The organism is uncultured Winogradskyella sp. (assembly GCF_947498005.1).
Taxonomy (GTDB): Bacteria; Bacteroidota; Bacteroidia; order Flavobacteriales; family Flavobacteriaceae; genus Winogradskyella.
In genome coordinates, this window is sequence record NZ_CANMIW010000010.1 from 33,547 (window position 1) to 51,636 (window position 18,090).

Genomic DNA, 18,090 nt, shown 5'->3' on the forward strand with positions numbered 1-18,090 from the left:
TTAATAATGAACACAAAACAACAAATAGAATCACTTAGAGAAGAATTACGTCAGCACAACTACAATTATTACATTTTAGATGATGCAACGATAAGTGATTACGAATTCGATATAAAATTAAAAGAACTTCAAGCTTTAGAAGAAAAGCATCCTGAGTTTTTTGATGCTAATTCGCCAACGCAACGTGTTGGTGGTGCAGTGACTAAGAATTTTAAAACAACGGTTCATGATTCTCGTATGTATTCTTTAGATAATTCATACTCTAAAGAAGATTTGTTGGATTGGGAAACACGAATCAAAAAAATGGTAGATGGCGACGTTAACTACATGTGTGAGTTAAAGTACGATGGCGCTTCTATGAGTTTAACCTATGAAAATGGTAAATTATTAAGAGCAGTCACACGAGGCGATGGTGTGCAAGGCGATGAAGTTACGGCGAATATAAAAACCATTAATACCGTTCCGCTTCAATTGAAAGGCGACTTTCCAGAACGTTTTGATATACGAGGCGAAATTGTTTTACCTATTGAAGGCTTTTTAAAAATGAATGCGGAACGCATCGAAAACGAGGAAGAACCTTATAAAAACCCAAGAAATACGGCATCAGGAAGTTTAAAGCTTCAAGATAGTTCAGAAGTGGCAAAGCGTCCTTTAGAATGTCTTTTATATAGTATAGTGGGCAACAATCTAAATTTAACTTCGCAATACGAAGGTTTAGAAAAAGCTAGAGCTTGGGGATTTAAAGTGCCAAAAGAAGCCAAATTAGTAAAATCTATTGATGAGGTTTTAGAGTATGTAGACTATTGGGATAAAAACAGACACAATTTACCTTACGAGATAGATGGTGTTGTAGTTAAAGTAAATAATCTATACCAACAAGATGAATTAGGTTTTACTGCAAAAGCACCACGTTGGGCTATGGCGTATAAGTTTAAGGCCGAACAAGTTTCTACACGTTTAAATGAAATTACATATCAAGTTGGAAGAACAGGAGCTATAACACCTGTTGCTAATTTAGAACCTGTAGAATTGGCTGGTACAACGGTTAAACGAGCTTCGCTTCATAATGCAGACCAGATTGAAAAATTAGATATTAGAGTAGGCGATGAGGTTTTTGTAGAAAAAGGAGGCGAGATTATTCCAAAGATAATTTCGGTAGACCTAACAAAGCGTCCTGCGGATTCTATACCAACGAGTTATATTGCTAGTTGTCCTGAATGTGGTACAGAATTAGTTAGATTAGAAGGTGAGGCAAAACATTACTGTCCTAATTATATAGCCTGTCCACCACAAGTGGTTGGTAGAATTCAACATTATATCTCTAGGAAAGCTATGGATATTGATGGACTAGGAGGTGAGACGGTTGCTTTATTAGTTAAGGAAGGCCTAATTTATAATTATTCAGATTTATATGAATTAACTGTGGAACAAGTGATTCCGCTAGAACGAATGGCAGAAAAAAGTGCTGTAAACTTGGTTAATGGTATTAAGGCTTCTAAGCAAATTCCGTTTGAGCGTGTACTATTTGCTTTAGGCATTCGTTATGTAGGTGAAACGGTTGCCAAGAAATTGGCTAGGCATTATAAATCTATCGATGCTTTAATGTATGCATCGCTATTAGATTTAGTTACGGTTGATGAAATAGGAGAGCGCATTGCGCAGAGTGTTGTGGAGTTTTTCTCTTCAGAAGAAAATAAATTGATTATAGAGCGCTTAAAAGGGTTTGGAGTGCAATTAGAAATCTCAGCTGAGAAACTTGCTAACCAAACTGATAAGTTAAAGGGGTTGTCTATAGTGGTGTCTGGCGTATTTGAAACGATTTCTAGGAATGAGCTTAAAAAACTCATAGAAGATAATGGAGGAAAGGTGTCTTCATCTATCTCATCTAAAACATCTTATCTCGTTGCAGGTGATAAAATGGGACCAAGTAAGCGGACAAAAGCCGAAAAATTGAATATTCAAATACTAACAGAATTAGACTTTTTGAGTAAATTGAAATAAATTCTTACAGAAAAACAGCTATTTATTCGATGAAATACATAATTTATTCGTTAAAGTGTTAAAAAAATGTTTATATTTGCTTCCATAATTAAGGGATCAATTATAATGTTATTAAATAGAACGATAAAAATAATATTGCTACTGCTGGGAGGAGTTTATATTTCGCTGCAAGGTTTAACCTTGGAGGTAGAAGGCGCCTACGTAAGTGCAATAGCGCTAGTATTATTTACAATTTTTTATATTGGACGTTCGAAAGTTAGATCTAAATTCTTTATTACATTTCTTATTACATTTACTTTAGCACAAGTATTAGGAGCAATTTCTTGGCACACTCCTGAAGTTAAGGCAGATGAAGTTGATTATTTATACTTTGTTAGTAATATGCTTTATATAGTGTCTTATGTTCTGTTAATACTTAAAACGATTAGGCAACTGAGATTAAGAACAATATTTTCTGAATTAACCATTCCGATTTTAGTTTTAGTTGTTTTAGATATATTCTGTGTATCGCTAATCTCAAATACAACAGAAGGTGTGTTGACTACCTCACAATATATTTTAGAATATACTTACAATGGTGTTGTTATGGCATTATTATCCATTGCGCTTATCGATTATATGTATCGCAATAACTCAAAGTCTATGCTATTTTTATTGGCTACTATATTCCTTACGTTTTCAGAAATAATTCAATTAGCGTATTTCTACATTTTAAATGATGACAGTTTGGGATACATTTATGCCTTCTTTCTAGTAATTGCCTTCGTCTTTTTATATGCTCAGTCTCAATATAAAGTTACTGAGCCGATAGCAGCATATATTGACGAACCTTTAGAAGTTGAAAACACCTAATTGATCAATTAGTCGAGTGTGTTGTCACTTTTAACTTGTTCTTCAATAGTATATAAGTCAACCACTTCTTTTCTTCCTTTTAACTCATTATTACCTTTAAATTTTATGGAATATGGATGGTCCAAATTTAATATATTTAATAGCTGAGAAGATATTAATAGGTCAACGGAAAGTTCATTACATAAACCTTGAATTCTCGCAGTCGTATTTAAAGTATCACCCGTAAAAACCACATCTTTTTTTATTCTCCCAATTTCACCAGTTGTAACCTCGCCAAAATGAATTCCGGCTTTAAAAGTTGGATGTACTTTATATTTATCAATAAATTTAGATTTTCGATTTTCTAAGTCGTGTTTCATTTTGAAGAAGCAATAAATGCAATTATTGTTTATATTCTTTGAAACTTTCCATGATACAACCATTTCATCACCTACGTATTGATAAACTTCACCAGAATATGTTATTACTGCTTCTGAAATTACATTATAGTAATCATTTAAAAGCTTGAAATATTGATGGTGGCCAATTTTTTCAGCAATTGCTGTAGACGATTTCATATCCAGAAACATAAAAATCCTGTTTTCAATTTTTGGCTTATGATATTTGCCTGTTATAAAATTTGAAAATGAATTAGGACCAACTTTTTCACTTATCTCATTGTAAAAAAGTGTAAATACAAGTGAAACAGCCATTTGAAAACTAGTACTAATAAAGCTTATACTATTGATAAATTCACTGAATTTGTTCAAAATTTGCTCGTCGAAAATATTTGTTTTTAATTCAATACTCGCTGCTACAGGATAAGCGATACAAATTATAATAAAGAGAAATAGAGAGTATATAATTGACTTTCCTATGACTTTGGTTAAGAAACTTTTTTTTAAAAACAATTGGTTTATAAAAAGTAGTTCAATGATTCCTAATATCAAACCAACAATTGTAACAACAGGCAAGGCAAATAATACAATTTTATAATCTAGTTTTATGACGCCATTGATTGTATAGCCAAAATCTTTTGTGGCGGCATACTCAATTATTAAAAAGATGATACCAAATATCAGCCAGATTAAACCAAATGGAATAACTCGTTTAATATTTCTTTTAAGTTTTGGCGTCATCCTTTGAATTCCATTCGAGTTTAGTATGATTTGTTTTTAAAGTATTAATGTTTCAATCCATTATCTATTTACGGATAGTAGTTTCTCTAAATGATTAATCTAAAATTACTCTGAGCTCTAATTACACAACTATGGAAGCGCCATCTGCTTTAATGTTTTTTCCAGAATTAAAATAAAAATCTACTTTACCAAGATATAATCCATAACAACCAACTTGATTAACTAAGACATTTTTACCAACACTATTTTTTTCAATCGTAGGTTTAGGTAAAAAGGTGTGCGTGTGTCCTCCAATAATAAGATCAATATCTTTTGTTGCTCTTGCTAATTTTAAGTCGCTAACTTTGTTTGGCTTATTCTTATAATTATAGCCTATATGAGAAAGGCAAATAACTAAATCACATTTTTCTTCTTCCTTCAAAATTCGAGACATGTCTTGTGCTTTTTCAATAGGATCGTGATATACGGTTTCTTTATACATTTTTTTATCCACTAAACCTTCTAGCTTAATTCCTAATCCAAAAACACCAATTTTAATTCCGTCTTTAATTAAAATTTTATAAGGTTTTACATGCGTATCCATTACAGTATTTGAAAAGTCATAGTTGGCAGAAACGAATTCAAAGTCAGCATGAGGAATCTGTGCATAAAGACCATCAATTCCGTTATCAAAATCATGATTTCCAATTGTGGCTAAATCGTATTTTAGCATGCTCATAAGCTTAAATTCCAATTCGCCTCCATAATAGTTAAAATATGGTGTGCCTTGAAAAATGTCGCCAGCATCTAATAATAAAGTATTCGGATTTTCTTGTCTTATAGATTCCACTAAGGTTGCACGTCTTGCAACACCTCCTTTATTCGCATTTCTGCCGTCATCTGGTCCAAAAGGATCAATATGACTGTGAACATCGTTGGTGTGCAGTATGGTAATCTTAGTGATTTTAGACGAATCAAAAGATTGTAAACTAAGTCCGCCAACACCAGCTAAAACGGTTGCAGCAGTGGATTTTTGTATAAATTGTCTTCTTTTCATCGTTTTAAAACTTTAATTTGATAAATCTGTTGTCGATCTTTGGATTTAAGGTGTCTGTCTTCTTAAAATTATCAATTAATACGTTTCTAATTTTATAATCTAAGATGGTTAAACCTTCATTGGGTTGAAAAAACGTCATACCATCTCCACCATTATAGAGATAATCGTTAGTAGCAACGTAATACGTTTTTTTAGGATCAATTGGTTCTCCTAATACTGTTGCAGACTTAATTTTGTCATCAACCGTTAAAGTAAGTTGAAGCTGTTTAGAAATAGGATGAGCGCGTTTAGCTTTTGCTAAATAGTCCATCATTTCATTAACTTTATTGCCTTTCATGGCTACCACAACTACAGAGTTTTCAAACGGCATTACTTCATAAGCTGTTCTTGTTGTAATATTTCCTTGAGATATAATAGCACGAATACCACCATGGTTTAACAAAACAAAATCTATATGTTCGCTAGTTTTTTTAAGGAACACCTCGTTACCTTCATCATAGACAGCATCAGCCATCAAATTTCCGATAGCAGTATTTAATTCGCCATCAGATTTAGAATAAGTGTCTAATGCGTAAGAGATAATATTATCCATATCTGCATTAACATGTTCTCTGTAAGGTTTAATAAAATCTTCTACTTCTTTATTGGGCTCTAAGGTCTCGTCAATATTTATGCGTTTACCTTCAATTTTAGAAACTTGCGAAGAAGAACAAGTAAAAAGCAGTAGTAAAAAACAAAGTTTTAGTGTGTGTTTAATAGTCATTGAATAACTTATATAAAGTTTGTATTAAAATGTGAGTGCTTTTATTAAATTTGCACAAAGGCTAAAGATAAATGATTTTAAAAGCATTTAAAGAAAAATCAAATCGAAAATATGTGAACAAATTGTTGGCAGAACGAAAACCTTCTGTAAACAATAGTAAAGTAAAAACAGTCGCGGTTTTATTAAATGCTAATGAGTTTCATGAGTTTGAGGTGTTTAGAGTCTATTTTAAAGAATTAGGCTTAACATCGCCAAAACATAAAATTGTGGCCTTTACTATGGATGATAAGTTAGAGCACAATCAATGGAATGCGCATTATAGTCCAAAAGATTTTGGATGGAATGGTAAAATAAAAAACCAAGATTTACAATCTTTTATTGATGAGCCGTTTGATATGCTGATTTGTTTTTTTAAAAATCCGGTATTACAATTAAATCAAATTACGGCTATATCTAAAGCTAATTTTAAAGTTGGAATTTCAAATGAAGATGAAAGACTCTATGATTTAATTATTGATGTAGAATTAAAGAACATTAATATATTTAAGCAAGAATTGAAGAAATATTTAAACATACTAAAAAAATTATAATGACAAAGTTTATAGGAACTGGTGTAGCGTTAATTACACCTTTTAATGCGGATTTAAGTATCGATTTTGAAGCATTAGAGCGTCTTGTAGAATACAATATTGCAAACGGAACTGATTATTTAGTAATAAGTGGAACAACAGGAGAAAGTGTTACCGTAACTGCAGAAGAAAAAAAGGAATTAATAGCTTTTATAGCTAAAGTAAATAATGGAAGATTGCCGCTTGTACTTGGAATTGGTGGTAATAATACAGCAACTGTAGTGGAAGAAATTAAAGCTACGGACTTTACTGAAATTGACGGAATTTTGTCAGTTTCTCCATATTACAGTAAGCCAACACAAGAAGGTATTTATCAGCATTTTAAAGCAATTGCATTAGTTTCACCAAAACCTATAATACTATATAATGTTCCTGGTAGAACATCTTCTAATATGTTGCCAGAGACAACATTGAGATTAGCTAAGGATTTTGAAAATATTGTAGCCGTAAAAGAAGCAGGTAATAATGTGCATCAATATTTAGAGCTTTTAAGGACTAAGCCAAAAGGTTTTTTAATACTTTCTGGTGATGACGACTTAGCTTTGGGTGTAGCATTAGCAGGAGGTTCTGGTGTTATTTCTGTGATAGGACAAGCATTACCAAAGGAATTTTCTGAAATGATTCGTTTAGGTATTGCTCGCAAGGCGAAGGAAGCGTATGATATTCATTTTAAGCTTATGCCAATTGTAGGTTTAATATTTTCAGAGAACAATCCGGCTGGTATAAAAGCTGTTTTAGAAGCTCTTAATATTTCAAATTCAAATGTGCGATTGCCGCTAGTTGAAGCTACAGAAAACCTAAAAGATGCTATAAAAAACGAATTGAAAATATTAGGTAAAAGTTAAACTTTATATAAATACCTAATTAGCCTAAAAACAACGTTTAAATTAGCCAATAATAATTGTTTTTAAATTCCGTTTATAATGTTTACTTTTGCAGTCTGTTTAAAATTTATGAAGAGAGGACTTTACATATTACTTGTTACTTTAATATTAGTATCATGTAGTGATTTTCAGAAAACCCTAAAATCTGAAGATACTTCGGCCAAATTTGATATGGCTGAAGAACTTTATAATGACGGGAAGTGGGCAAAATCATTTAGATTACTAGATCAAATTCTTCAGAAGTATAGAGGAAAACCTCAGGCAGAGAAATTAACATTTATGCATGCTATGTGTTTGTATAATATGAAAGAGTATTATAGGTCTAGTTATCATTTAGATAAGTTTACGGATATTTACCCGCAGAGTGAGAAGGCAGAACAAGCTTCATTTTTATCTGCTAAAGGTTATTATTACAATTCACCTATTTACTCTAAAGAACAAAAAGAGACTATAGAAGCGATTGAAAAATTACAGTTGTTTGTAAATGCTAATCCTAATTCTCAATATTTAAGTGAAGCTAATACTTTGGTAAAAGAATTAGATTTTAAATTAGAGAAAAAGGCATTCGAAATTGCAAAGCAATATGATTTAATTAAAGACTATAAAGCATCAATTAAATCATTCAATAACTTTTTATTAGAGTTCCCAGGAACGACATTAAGAAGTGAAGCTTTTTATTACAGATTAGATGCTGCTTATAATTTAGCCATTTTAAGTGTAGAGTATTTAAAGGAAGAACGACTCAATGAAGCAATTGACTATTATAATGCTTTAAAGAAAGCATACCCAAACTCAGAAAATATTGAGAATGCTACGGCATTGTACAACCAATTACAAGAAGAGTTGAATACATTAAAGACAAAAAGTTAAACTATTATATAATGATGGATTTAAAAAAGACAGATGCACCAGTAAGTTCAGTAACTTACAACAGAAATGAAATAGATGCACCAACGGATAACATCTATGAAGCAATTTCAGTTATTGCAAAACGTGCAGAGCAAATCAATACTGACATAAGAAGAGAGTTAATTGATAAACTTGAAGAGTTTGCAACATATAACGATAGTCTTGAAGAAATTTTTGAAAACAAAGAGCAAATCGAAGTTTCTAAGTTTTACGAAAAATTACCAAAACCACACGCACTAGCTGTAAAAGAGTGGTTAGATGATAAAATTTATCATAGAAATACTGAGGATCCTCAGTCTTAATTAAATGTCTATTTTAAAAGACAAAAACATTTTATTAGGCATTACAGCTGGTATTGCCGCATATAAATCTGCTAACTTAGTAAGATTATTTATAAAAGCAGGTGCTAACGTTAAAGTCGTTATGACACCTGCTTCTAAGGATTTTATAACACCACTTACACTTTCTACTTTATCTAAAAACCCTGTTTACTCATCTTTTACAGAAGATGGAGATGACAGTCAGGTTTGGAATAATCATGTTGATTTAGGCCTTTGGGCTGATCTATTAATAATTGCACCTGCAACGGCTAACACTATGGCTAAAATGGCAAATGGTGTATGCGATAACATATTATTAGCAACGTATCTTTCGGCTAAATGCCCAGTTTATTTTGCGCCAGCAATGGATTTAGATATGTATAAGCATGAAACTACAAAAGCTTCTTTTGAAAAACTGATTTCATTTGGTAATAAGCTCATTCCTGCAGGTACAGGTGAATTAGCAAGTGGATTAGTAGGTGAAGGTAGAATGGCAGAACCTGAAGATATTTTTAATTATATAGAGAAGGATATATTAGATCAACTACCACTTAAAGGTAAAAGGGTGTTAATTACTGCTGGTCCAACATATGAAGCGATAGATCCTGTGCGCTTTATTGGTAATCATTCAAGTGGCAAAATGGGTTTTGCAATCGCAAATGCAGCGGCAGGTTTAGGAGCTGAGGTTATTTTGGTTACTGGACCAACACACCAAAAAACAGGAAATAATTTTGTGACTGTCAATCCCGTAACAAGTGCAGATGAAATGTACAATGAGGTTCATAAGCATTATAAAGAAACTGATATTGCAATTCTTTCTGCTGCAGTTGCCGATTATAGACCAAAAAATGTGGCTAGTCAGAAAATAAAAAAGAAGGAATCTACGTTTACTATTGAGTTAGAAAAAACTAAAGATATTTTAAAATCACTTGGTGAGATTAAATCACATCAATTTTTAGTGGGTTTTGCTTTAGAAACAAATAATGCTCTAGAACACGCAAAAGGGAAACTAAAATCTAAGAATTTAGATCTTATTGTTTTAAATTCCTTGCAAGATAAAGGTGCAGGTTTTGGAGTGTCAACAAATAAAGTTACATTTATTACATCTACTAATGAAATTATAGAAAACGACTTAAAGTCTAAAAGAGAAGTGGCTCAAGACTTAATGGAACTTATACTAAAACAAACTCATGCGTAAATTATTTCTTTTATTTGCTTTACTAGCTTCAAGTATTTCATTTTCACAAGAGCTTAATTGTACAGTTAATGTAATTGCTCAGCAAACAGGAAATGAAAATGATATTATTTTTAAAACTTTAGAAAAGCAGTTAACAGAATTCGTAAATAATACGAAGTGGACCAACAATTCTTTTGAGGCACACGAGCGTATTAACTGTGGTATGGTTATCAATGTAAGAGAAAATAATAATGACGCTTTTTCTGCATCGATACAAGTATCGTCATCGCGTCCAATTTTTAATTCTACTTACAGTTCGCCTATTTATAATTATAATGACAAAGATTTTAATTTTCAATATTTAGAATTTCAAAATTTAGTATTTAATGAAAGCCAGTTTGAATCTAATTTAGTTTCGGTTTTGGCATTTCACGTCTATATGATTTTAGGAATGGACGCAGATTCCTTTGAGTTAAATGGAGGGAGTGATTATTTTAAACAAGCACAGACAATTGCTAATTACTCACAGCAGCTTAGTGGTCAAGGATGGAAATTAGAAGACGGTTTACAGTCGCGTTTTGCATTAATTGACAATATTATGTCGCCTTCGTATAAAAGTATACGAACAGCGGTATACATGTATCATAGAGAAGGGTTAGATATTATGAATGACAACCAGAAAGATGGAAAGACGAAGATCATTTCTGTTTTTGATGAGTTGAAAAAAGTACATAGCGTACGTCCAAATTCGTTTCTAATGCGCGTATTTTTTGATGCCAAAGCAGATGAGATATTAGATATACTTAATGGAGGTCCTAAGGTAAATGTTGCTGATGCAAAAGATATTCTCAATAAAATAGCACCAATGTATTCGCAAAAGTGGCGTAATATTAAATATTAGTGTTTTAAGGAAGTGTTTTAGCTTTTTAGAATTCCGAAATATTTTCAGAACATTAGACATTTTTCTTCTTCCGTTTCCAATTTTTAAGCCATAATCACTTAATTTCGTATTGTAAAAATTAATTAAGATTGCTTACATCACTTTACATTAAAAATTACGCTCTTATTGATGAGCTCAATGTATCCTTTAACAACGGACTAACTATTATAACTGGTGAAACAGGAGCAGGAAAATCTATCCTGTTAGGTGGTTTATCTTTAGTATTGGGTAAGCGTGCAGATCTAAGTCAGGTTAAAAACGCAAAGGATAAATGTATTATCGAAGCCAATTTTGATCTTGCTAACTATAATTTAAAGTCTTTGTTCAATGATTTAGACTTAGACTATGATGTGCAAACCATAATAAGACGAGAAATACTGCCTTCTGGTAAATCTAGAGCATTTATTAATGACACACCAGTGAATCTAGAGAGTTTAATTAGCTTAAGTAAACATCTTATAGATATACATTCGCAGCACCAAACACAGCAACTAACACAAGATGATTACCAATTTAAAGTTATTGATGCTTTGGCTAAAAATCAGTCGCATTTAGATTCGTTTTCTAAAAGTTTAAATGTGTATAAGTCTCTTCAAAAGGCCTTAGAGAATTTAAAACTTTCTAAAGCTGAATTAATAAAGGAATACGATTACAATTTATTTTTGTCTAAAGAATTGAATGAAATCAATTTAGAAAACGTAAATCTTGAAGAGTTAGAAGCCCAATATGAAGAATTAAATAATGTTGAAATAATAGGAGAGAAGATAAGTAGTTCAAAATCTATCTTAACTGCCGAATCCTTAGGTGTTTCAGATCAAATTATTTCAGTGAGACAAGAGCTCTCTAAAATTGAAAATTTCGGTAAATCTTACCAAGCTTTAAAAGAACGGATAATTAGTGTTGGTATAGAAATCGATGATATTTTAATAGAATTAGATAATTTAGAAGAAAATTTATCATCAGACCCTCAGGAATTAGAACGGATTAATCATCAACTTCAAATTATAAATAATTTATTTCAAAAGCATTCAGTTTCTACCATTGAGGAATTATTAGTTATTAAGATTAATTTAAAATCCAAAATTGATAATACTGAAAGTTTAGATGAAGCTATACTTCTTAAAGAAGAAGAAATCTTAAAAGCAAATAAGAAACTCAATCAATTAGCATTAACTATTACTAAGAATAGAAAAAAAGTTATTCCAATATTTGTTTCAAAATTAGAAACAATTTTAGCATTATTGGGTATGCCTAACGCTAAGTTTAAAGTTGAGTTAGAGTCTAGAGATACATATGTTTCAAACGGAAAAGATAATTTACAATTTCTGTTTATGGCAAATAAAGGATCTAGCTTTAATGAACTAAAAAAATCAGCATCAGGTGGTGAGCTTTCACGTATTATGCTCGCTATAAAATCGATACTAGCAGAATATATTCAATTACCTTCTATTATGTTTGATGAAATTGATACAGGTGTTTCTGGAGAAATTTCTAATAAAATGGGAGATATTATGAAGCAAATGAGTAGCCATATGCAAGTATTTGCCATAACGCATTTACCACAAATAGCGGCTAAAGGTGTTTCGCACTTTAAAGTTTTTAAAACGGATATTAAAGACATTACGCATACACAACTTAAAAAATTAAATGAAGAAGAGCGTATTGTTGAAATAGCACAAATGCTAGGAGGATTGAGTATTACAGATTCTGCGATGGCTCATGCCAAACAATTATTGAATTAAAAATTAATTATTTACCAATTTAAATAAACTAACAACAAAACATTATGTCTTACAACTTACTAAAAGGAAAAAGGGGAATCATTTTTGGAGCATTAGACGAAAACTCTATAGCTTGGAAAACTGCGGTTAGAGTGCATGAGGAAGGCGGAACGTTTGTTCTTACAAATGCACCTGTTGCTATGAGAATGGGTCAAATAAATGAGCTTGCTGAAAAAACGGGTTCTCAAATAATACCAGCAGATGCAACTTCAGAAGAAGATTTGCAAAATCTAGTAGAACAATCAATGGAGATTTTAGGTGGTAAAATAGATTTTGTACTGCATTCTATTGGTATGTCTATTAATGTAAGAAAAGGCAAACACTACACAGATCAAAATTACGCATGGACTCAAAAAGGGACAGATGTTTCCGCTATGTCATTTCACAAGGTCATGCAAACATTATACAAAGCAGATGCTATGAATGAATGGGGTAGTATTGTTGCTTTGACTTACATGGCTGCCCAACGTGTTTTTCCAGATTATAATGATATGGCAGATAATAAAGCGTACTTAGAAAGTATTGCACGTAGTTTTGGTTATTTCTTTGGTCGCGATAAGAAAGTGAGAGTAAATACTATTTCACAATCTCCAACACCAACAACAGCTGGTAGTGGTGTAAAAGGTTTTGATGGCTTTATTGCGTATGCAGAAAAAATGTCTCCGTTAGGTAATGCATCTGCTATGGATTGTGCTAATTATACGATCACATTGTTTAGTGATTTAACTAAACGTGTTACACTCCAAAATTTATATAATGATGGTGGGTTTAGTAATATGGGTGTAAGTGATAGTGTTATGGAAACCTTCGTAGATAATCAATAAGGATCACTCTTAAAGCATTGAAGACCATAATACAAATTAGCGTATTATGGTTTTTTTTTGTTTTTGAATTTCGGTAAATTCAAAAACATATCCGCTAAGAGGTTCACTAATGTAATTAACAACATTGAAAGATGTCGCTGAACGTCCTTTTATACATTTCATCGATTTGAAAGTTAAACATCTTCTTCTTCTAAAGTTTTAACATATTTTTAGAGAATTACTAACTATTAATCCATTTTTATGAAAAAAAATTTACTACTAACAATTTTTGCATTTTGCTTTATCACGTTTGGCTTTTCCCAGGCTGATTGCGCGAATGCATTAGTATTAACTCCAGGGACACCACAAGTAGGTGATACAACTGGACAAGCAGGAAGCTTCTCCGATTCTAATACTGCTCCAGAAGTTAACCCTTGTAGTACCTTCTACAATGATCTTGAATATTGGTTTCAGTACACTGCTGTTGAGACAGGTGAAACTCTAGATATTACAATATCTGACCTTACCAATACTTACTATGGTGTATTTGTAATTGATAATTGTCCTGATTCATCACCAAGTTGTGTTGAATCTGCTACTAATGGTGGCTCTTCTGCTGATCTAGTATTAACTACACCTGCTTTAACAGCAGGAGTCGTTTATTACATTGTATTATCAGATTGGATTCAAGGACCAACGACATTTACTATGACTAGTGCTGTAACTCCTCCACCTACATGTTTAATTCCAACAGATTTAACTGCAACAGGTATAACTGATTCTTCAGCAGAATTAGCTTGGACAGAAGCTGGCACTGCATCAGTATGGAACATAGAAATAGTAGATGCCGGAACTGCGGCTACAGGAACAGCGACTGCGAGTGGCGTTGCTAATCCATATTCAGCTATGAGCTTAACAGATAATAGTGATTATGAATTTTATGTACAAGCAGATTGTGGTATGACAGATGGCGTATCAGAGTGGGCTGGTCCATTTGCATTTTCAACAATATGTGCATCAATTGCTCCTGATTATTTGGCCGATATGTCTTTAAATACACCAGATTGTTGGGAAGAAGCAAATAGTGGTGATGCTGCAAGCGGACCTATGGATTTAGGTTCTGGTTTATGGTATGCATCGAATCATAACGGAACACCAAGTAACGCTATTAATATTTGGTCGGATGTAAGAAGCGATTGGATAATATCTCCAGTTTTTGATTTATCTGCTGCTGCGCCTAGCGAACTTAATATATATGTTGCTTTAACTGAAGGCGGAACTAGTGGAGCTGATGCAGATTTAGGTTCTGATGATAATGTTGAATTATTAATGACTACAGATGGAGGTGCAACTTGGACTTCAATGCAATCTTGGACACAAGGAAATGTGCCAACTGATGTAGGAGAAGAAATTACATATGATCTATCTGCAATTACAGGGACTGTTCAATTCGCCTTTTTAGGTGATGAAGGAGATGTAAATGACACTGAAGACGTATATTTTCACGTAAGTAAATTTCAAGTAAGAGAGACTCCAGCATGTATAGAGCCTTCGGCTTTTATGGCTTCAGGTGAAACAGTAAACTCAGTAGATTTAGCATGGACTATGGGAGATTCTGAGACATTATGGGATATTGAATTGGTTGATGTTACTGCTGCAGCTTCTGTAACAGGGACACCAACGACATCAGGTATTACTACAAACCCTTATACTTTAATGGGGCTTGATGCTAGCAATGATTACGAAGTATATTTAAGGGCAGACTGTGGTGCTGGTGGAACATCTGCATGGATAGGACCAGTTGCTTTTTCTACTCCTTGTGATGCAGTAGTAGCACCTTACTCTCAAGATTTTGAAAATGCTGGTGATATTCCATCTTGTTGGACAAGTTCTTCTTCTACTACAAGAGAATGGGATTTTGCAACTTCTCCTACATTTGGAAATTCTTATGCTGATCATACCTCGGGTTCTGGTTATTTTGCTTTTGTTGATGCTTCAACGGCAACGACATCTACTGATGCGACTTTATTATCTCCAATGGTAGATATTTCAGGTCTTACAACTCCTGCATTATCATTCTATGCATATCATTTTGTTGCTGCTGGAACCAATTCAAATACGCTTACTGTTGAAGTTTGGGATGGAGCAGCTTGGAATCAAGTCTACACAGATGCTGATGGAAATTTAGATGATTGGGAAGCGATTATCATTGACTTATCGTCTTTAACTATAACTGGTAACGTTCAAGCTAGATTCATTGTTGATACTGAAACAAGTTCGAACTATGAAAATGATATCGCAATTGATGATGTATCATTTGATGAAGCACCGTCATGTTTTGACCCTTCAACTTTAGCGGCTTCAAATATTACTGCAGATTCAGCAGATTTGAGTTGGGTTGAAACTGGTTCTGCCACAGCATGGAATATTGAAATAGTAGATGTTACAGCAGGAGGTTCTGTTACTGGAACAGCAACAGCAACAGGCGTTGCAAATCCATATATGTTATCTGGTTTAACTGACGCTAATGATTACGAATTTTACGTTCAAGCGGATTGTGGTGCTAATGGAACATCTTCATGGGTTGGACCATTCTCATTTACAACAACTTGTGCTACGTTTACACCTGATTATACTGAAAGTTTTGATACGTTCGTACCAAACTGTTGGATAGAAGCTGGTTCTGGTGATCCAACAACTGGTCCTACTGAATTAGAGTCTGGTTTATGGAATCATACTGATTTTTTAAATGCAGGTGGTGATGATAATTCAGCTAAAATTAATTTGTATACAACAAATAGAGAAGATTGGTTACTTTCTCCAACATTTGATTTATCTGGAGGAGGTTATGAATTAGTCTACTCAGTAGCTGTTACAGATTACAATAATTCTAATGTGCCAGAATTGGACGGAATGGGATCTGATGATGAAGTTCAGGTTTTAATCTCAACTGACTCTGGAGCTACATGGATTAATTTAGAAACATATAATCAATCTAACATACCTTCTGAAATTGGAGATATTGAAATTATTGATTTATCTGCGTACACAGGAATGGCTCAATTTGCTATTTGGGCAACTGATGGTACTGTTGATGATGCTGAAGATTATGATTTCTTTATAGATGAATTTAAAGTAAGAACACCTCCATCTTGTCTAGAACCTACAAATTTAGTAGCAACTGTTACAGGTTTGGAAACTGCAGATATTGCTTGGACAGCTGGTGATAGTGAAACAGAATGGACTTATGAATATGGCGTTTCTCCATATACTCAAGGTAGTGGTGGAACTACAGGAACAGTGGATACAACACCAACATTAAGTTTAACTGGTTTAGTATCTGGTGAATCTTATGATATTTATGTACAAGCTAACTGTGCTTCAGGTTCAGATAGTGTTTATATAACAACATCGTGGACGCAACCATTAAGTGGTGCAACTTGTGAGGTTGCTATAGATGTAACTGCTCTTCCTTATAATACATCAGATGACACTGCCAATTATGGAGATGATTACACTGGATCTGCAGGAGCAACTGGTTGTGGTACAACTTCCAGTTATCTTAATGGTGATGATGTAGTTTATGCTTATACAGCAACTGCAGATGGCACAATTAATATTGCTATGTCAGCAATAGGAAGTACATACTCTGGACTTTTTGTTTATACTGACTGTGCAAATATTGGTACAGAATGTGTAGCAGGATTTGGGAATGGCTCTAGTACTAATGATTATGATTTAGATCTAGATGTAACTAATGGAACTACTTACTATATTGTAATTTCTACTTGGGCAACTCCTCAAAGTACAACGTATACACTTGATATTACTGAAGTTTTATGTGCGGCTGCAACTATTGATAGTTCTGCAATAGTAGAAACTTGTAATGGTGACGGAACAGGTACATTTGTTGTTGATATTGTAGTATCAGATGCTGGTGATGCAGGTGGAGTTTTTGATGATGGAACAAATACATATCCAGTAGTTGTAGGAACTGTAACAGCAGGTCCTTATAATAGTGGAGATTCTATAACTATAGAATATACAGCAACTGATGTGGCTTGTAGTTCTACTGTAGGTTTATTTGAATTTGCTTGTCCTCCAGTTAATGATGAAATTTCAGCAGCTATTGCAGTTACTGTAGATGAAGGATATTGTGATGGTACTAATTCAAACGGAACAAATGCTGCTTCAACAGATTCATTAGAAGGAGATGGCTCTTGTTTTAATGGTGGATCGAACGATGTTTGGTTTACATTTACTGTACCAGCTAGTGTGGCAACTGTAGACATTTCTACAGATTTTACAGGTGGAACATTAGTTGATTCTGAAATAGCAGTATATTCTGGAGTTTCTGGTGCATTGGTACAATTAGACTGTGATCAAGATAGTGGTACAACTAATTTATCTAATGGATTTGCTTGGAATTCAATAATTTCAGATTTAGCTGTAACTGTTGGAGAGACTTATTATGTTCAAGTTTCAGGATATAGTGGAGCAGAGGGAAGCTTCTGTTTAGATATTGTAACTAATCAAGTATTAGGAACTGATGATATTGAAAGCGAATCTGCTTTTACATACTATCCTAACCCAGTAGAAAACACATTAACATTAAATGCTCAAAATAACATTGAGAACGTTAGTATGTTTAATGTACTTGGTCAAGAAGTATTAAGAGTTACACCTAATTCAATTGATAGTGAATTAGATATGTCTCAATTACAAAGTGGAGCATATTTTGTAAAAGTTACTATTGCAAATAACACACAAACTATAAAAGTGATTAAGCAATAAACTTAATTAAGTTATAATTTAAAAAGCCGCTATTTATAGCGGCTTTTTTTTGTTTTATAATTTAGTAGTGCTTTTATTTTCTT

At 33.0% G+C, this 18,090-nt stretch carries 14 protein-coding genes; 11 read left to right on the top strand and 3 right to left on the bottom strand.

Features of this window, described 5'->3' with window-relative positions; genetic code table 11:
• Positions 1–6: 6 nt before the first annotated feature.
• Both ligA and Q0891_RS15680 read left to right on the top strand, forming a co-directional pair.
• Entirely contained in the window at positions 7–2,001 is a 1,995-nt protein-coding gene (ligA, locus tag Q0891_RS15675) for an NAD-dependent DNA ligase LigA (RefSeq protein ID WP_299103167.1), read from the top strand.
• Positions 2,002–2,181: 180 nt separating this feature from the next.
• Positions 2,182–2,853, top strand: a complete 672-nt coding sequence (locus tag Q0891_RS15680; protein ID WP_299103169.1) for a hypothetical protein — start codon at positions 2,182–2,184, stop codon at positions 2,851–2,853.
• Positions 2,854–2,861: 8 nt separating this feature from the next.
• On the opposite strand, the gene Q0891_RS15685 is transcribed toward Q0891_RS15680, so the two are convergent.
• From Q0891_RS15685 to Q0891_RS15695, 3 genes are all read right to left on the bottom strand, one after another.
• A complete protein-coding gene (locus Q0891_RS15685) occupies positions 2,862–3,971 on the bottom strand; it encodes an adenylate/guanylate cyclase domain-containing protein (protein WP_299103171.1) in 1,110 nt (369 codons plus the stop codon).
• A 121-nt stretch (positions 3,972–4,092) separates the two neighbouring features.
• On the bottom strand, positions 4,093–5,007 hold the full coding sequence (locus tag Q0891_RS15690) for a bifunctional UDP-sugar hydrolase/5'-nucleotidase (protein WP_299103174.1): 915 nt from the start codon (positions 5,005–5,007) through the stop codon (positions 4,093–4,095).
• 4 nt (positions 5,008–5,011) lie between these two features.
• Positions 5,012–5,770 (bottom strand): 5'-nucleotidase C-terminal domain-containing protein, encoded by a 759-nt coding sequence (locus Q0891_RS15695; protein ID WP_299103176.1) that lies wholly within the window; start codon positions 5,768–5,770, stop codon positions 5,012–5,014.
• Between the two features lie 71 nt (positions 5,771–5,841).
• Here Q0891_RS15695 and Q0891_RS15700 point away from each other — a divergent pair, with 71 nt between their 5' ends.
• The 9 genes from Q0891_RS15700 to Q0891_RS15740 all read left to right on the top strand — a co-directional run bounded on the left by Q0891_RS15700 (position 5,842) and on the right by Q0891_RS15740 (position 18,007).
• Entirely contained in the window at positions 5,842–6,360 is a 519-nt protein-coding gene (locus Q0891_RS15700; RefSeq protein WP_299103178.1) for a hypothetical protein, read from the top strand.
• Positions 6,360–7,244, top strand: coding sequence for a 4-hydroxy-tetrahydrodipicolinate synthase (dapA, locus tag Q0891_RS15705; protein ID WP_299103180.1), 885 nt, complete (start codon positions 6,360–6,362; stop codon positions 7,242–7,244). The genes Q0891_RS15700 and dapA overlap by 1 nt, the downstream gene beginning before the upstream one ends.
• Before the next feature lie 108 nt (positions 7,245–7,352).
• Positions 7,353–8,153 (top strand): outer membrane protein assembly factor BamD, encoded by an 801-nt coding sequence (locus Q0891_RS15710; protein WP_299103182.1) that lies wholly within the window; start codon positions 7,353–7,355, stop codon positions 8,151–8,153.
• A 14-nt stretch (positions 8,154–8,167) separates the two neighbouring features.
• Entirely contained in the window at positions 8,168–8,494 is a 327-nt protein-coding gene (locus Q0891_RS15715) for a DNA-directed RNA polymerase subunit omega (protein WP_299103246.1), read from the top strand.
• 4 nt (positions 8,495–8,498) lie between these two features.
• Complete coding sequence (gene coaBC, locus Q0891_RS15720) at positions 8,499–9,710, top strand: bifunctional phosphopantothenoylcysteine decarboxylase/phosphopantothenate--cysteine ligase CoaBC (protein WP_299103184.1); 1,212 nt, start codon at positions 8,499–8,501, stop codon at positions 9,708–9,710.
• The gene (locus Q0891_RS15725) at positions 9,703–10,590 is read left to right on the top strand and encodes a DUF4835 family protein (protein WP_299103186.1); all 888 of its coding nucleotides are present in this window, start codon (positions 9,703–9,705) and stop codon (positions 10,588–10,590) included. Before coaBC ends, Q0891_RS15725 begins: the two co-directional genes overlap by 8 nt.
• A 128-nt stretch (positions 10,591–10,718) precedes the next feature.
• Complete coding sequence (gene recN / locus Q0891_RS15730) at positions 10,719–12,371, top strand: DNA repair protein RecN (RefSeq protein WP_299103187.1); 1,653 nt, start codon at positions 10,719–10,721, stop codon at positions 12,369–12,371.
• Between the two features lie 44 nt (positions 12,372–12,415).
• Positions 12,416–13,234 (top strand): SDR family oxidoreductase, encoded by an 819-nt coding sequence (locus Q0891_RS15735; RefSeq protein WP_299103189.1) that lies wholly within the window; start codon positions 12,416–12,418, stop codon positions 13,232–13,234.
• A 240-nt stretch (positions 13,235–13,474) separates the two neighbouring features.
• The gene (locus Q0891_RS15740) at positions 13,475–18,007 is read left to right on the top strand and encodes a T9SS type A sorting domain-containing protein (protein WP_299103191.1); all 4,533 of its coding nucleotides are present in this window, start codon (positions 13,475–13,477) and stop codon (positions 18,005–18,007) included.
• Positions 18,008–18,090: the final 83 nt, after the last annotated feature.

Excerpts from the sequence above, each read along its gene's own strand:
- Q0891_RS15735 (WP_299103189.1), top strand. The coding sequence starts at position 12,416 with ATGTCTTACAACTTACTAAAAGGAAAAAGGGGAATCATTTTTGGAGCA.
- Q0891_RS15740 (WP_299103191.1), top strand. The coding sequence starts at position 13,475 with ATGAAAAAAAATTTACTACTAACAATTTTTGCATTTTGCTTTATCACG.
- Q0891_RS15715 (WP_299103246.1), top strand. The coding sequence starts at position 8,168 with ATGGATTTAAAAAAGACAGATGCACCAGTAAGTTCAGTAACTTACAAC.
- Q0891_RS15690 (WP_299103174.1), bottom strand. The coding sequence starts at position 5,007 with ATGAAAAGAAGACAATTTATACAAAAATCCACTGCTGCAACCGTTTTA.
- Q0891_RS15725 (WP_299103186.1), top strand. The coding sequence starts at position 9,703 with ATGCGTAAATTATTTCTTTTATTTGCTTTACTAGCTTCAAGTATTTCA.
- ligA (WP_299103167.1), top strand. The coding sequence starts at position 7 with ATGAACACAAAACAACAAATAGAATCACTTAGAGAAGAATTACGTCAG.
- Q0891_RS15685 (WP_299103171.1), bottom strand. The coding sequence starts at position 3,971 with ATGACGCCAAAACTTAAAAGAAATATTAAACGAGTTATTCCATTTGGT.
- coaBC (WP_299103184.1), top strand. The coding sequence starts at position 8,499 with ATGTCTATTTTAAAAGACAAAAACATTTTATTAGGCATTACAGCTGGT.
- Q0891_RS15695 (WP_299103176.1), bottom strand. The coding sequence starts at position 5,770 with ATGACTATTAAACACACACTAAAACTTTGTTTTTTACTACTGCTTTTT.
- Q0891_RS15700 (WP_299103178.1), top strand. The coding sequence starts at position 5,842 with ATGATTTTAAAAGCATTTAAAGAAAAATCAAATCGAAAATATGTGAAC.
- dapA (WP_299103180.1), top strand. The coding sequence starts at position 6,360 with ATGACAAAGTTTATAGGAACTGGTGTAGCGTTAATTACACCTTTTAAT.
- Q0891_RS15710 (WP_299103182.1), top strand. The coding sequence starts at position 7,353 with ATGAAGAGAGGACTTTACATATTACTTGTTACTTTAATATTAGTATCA.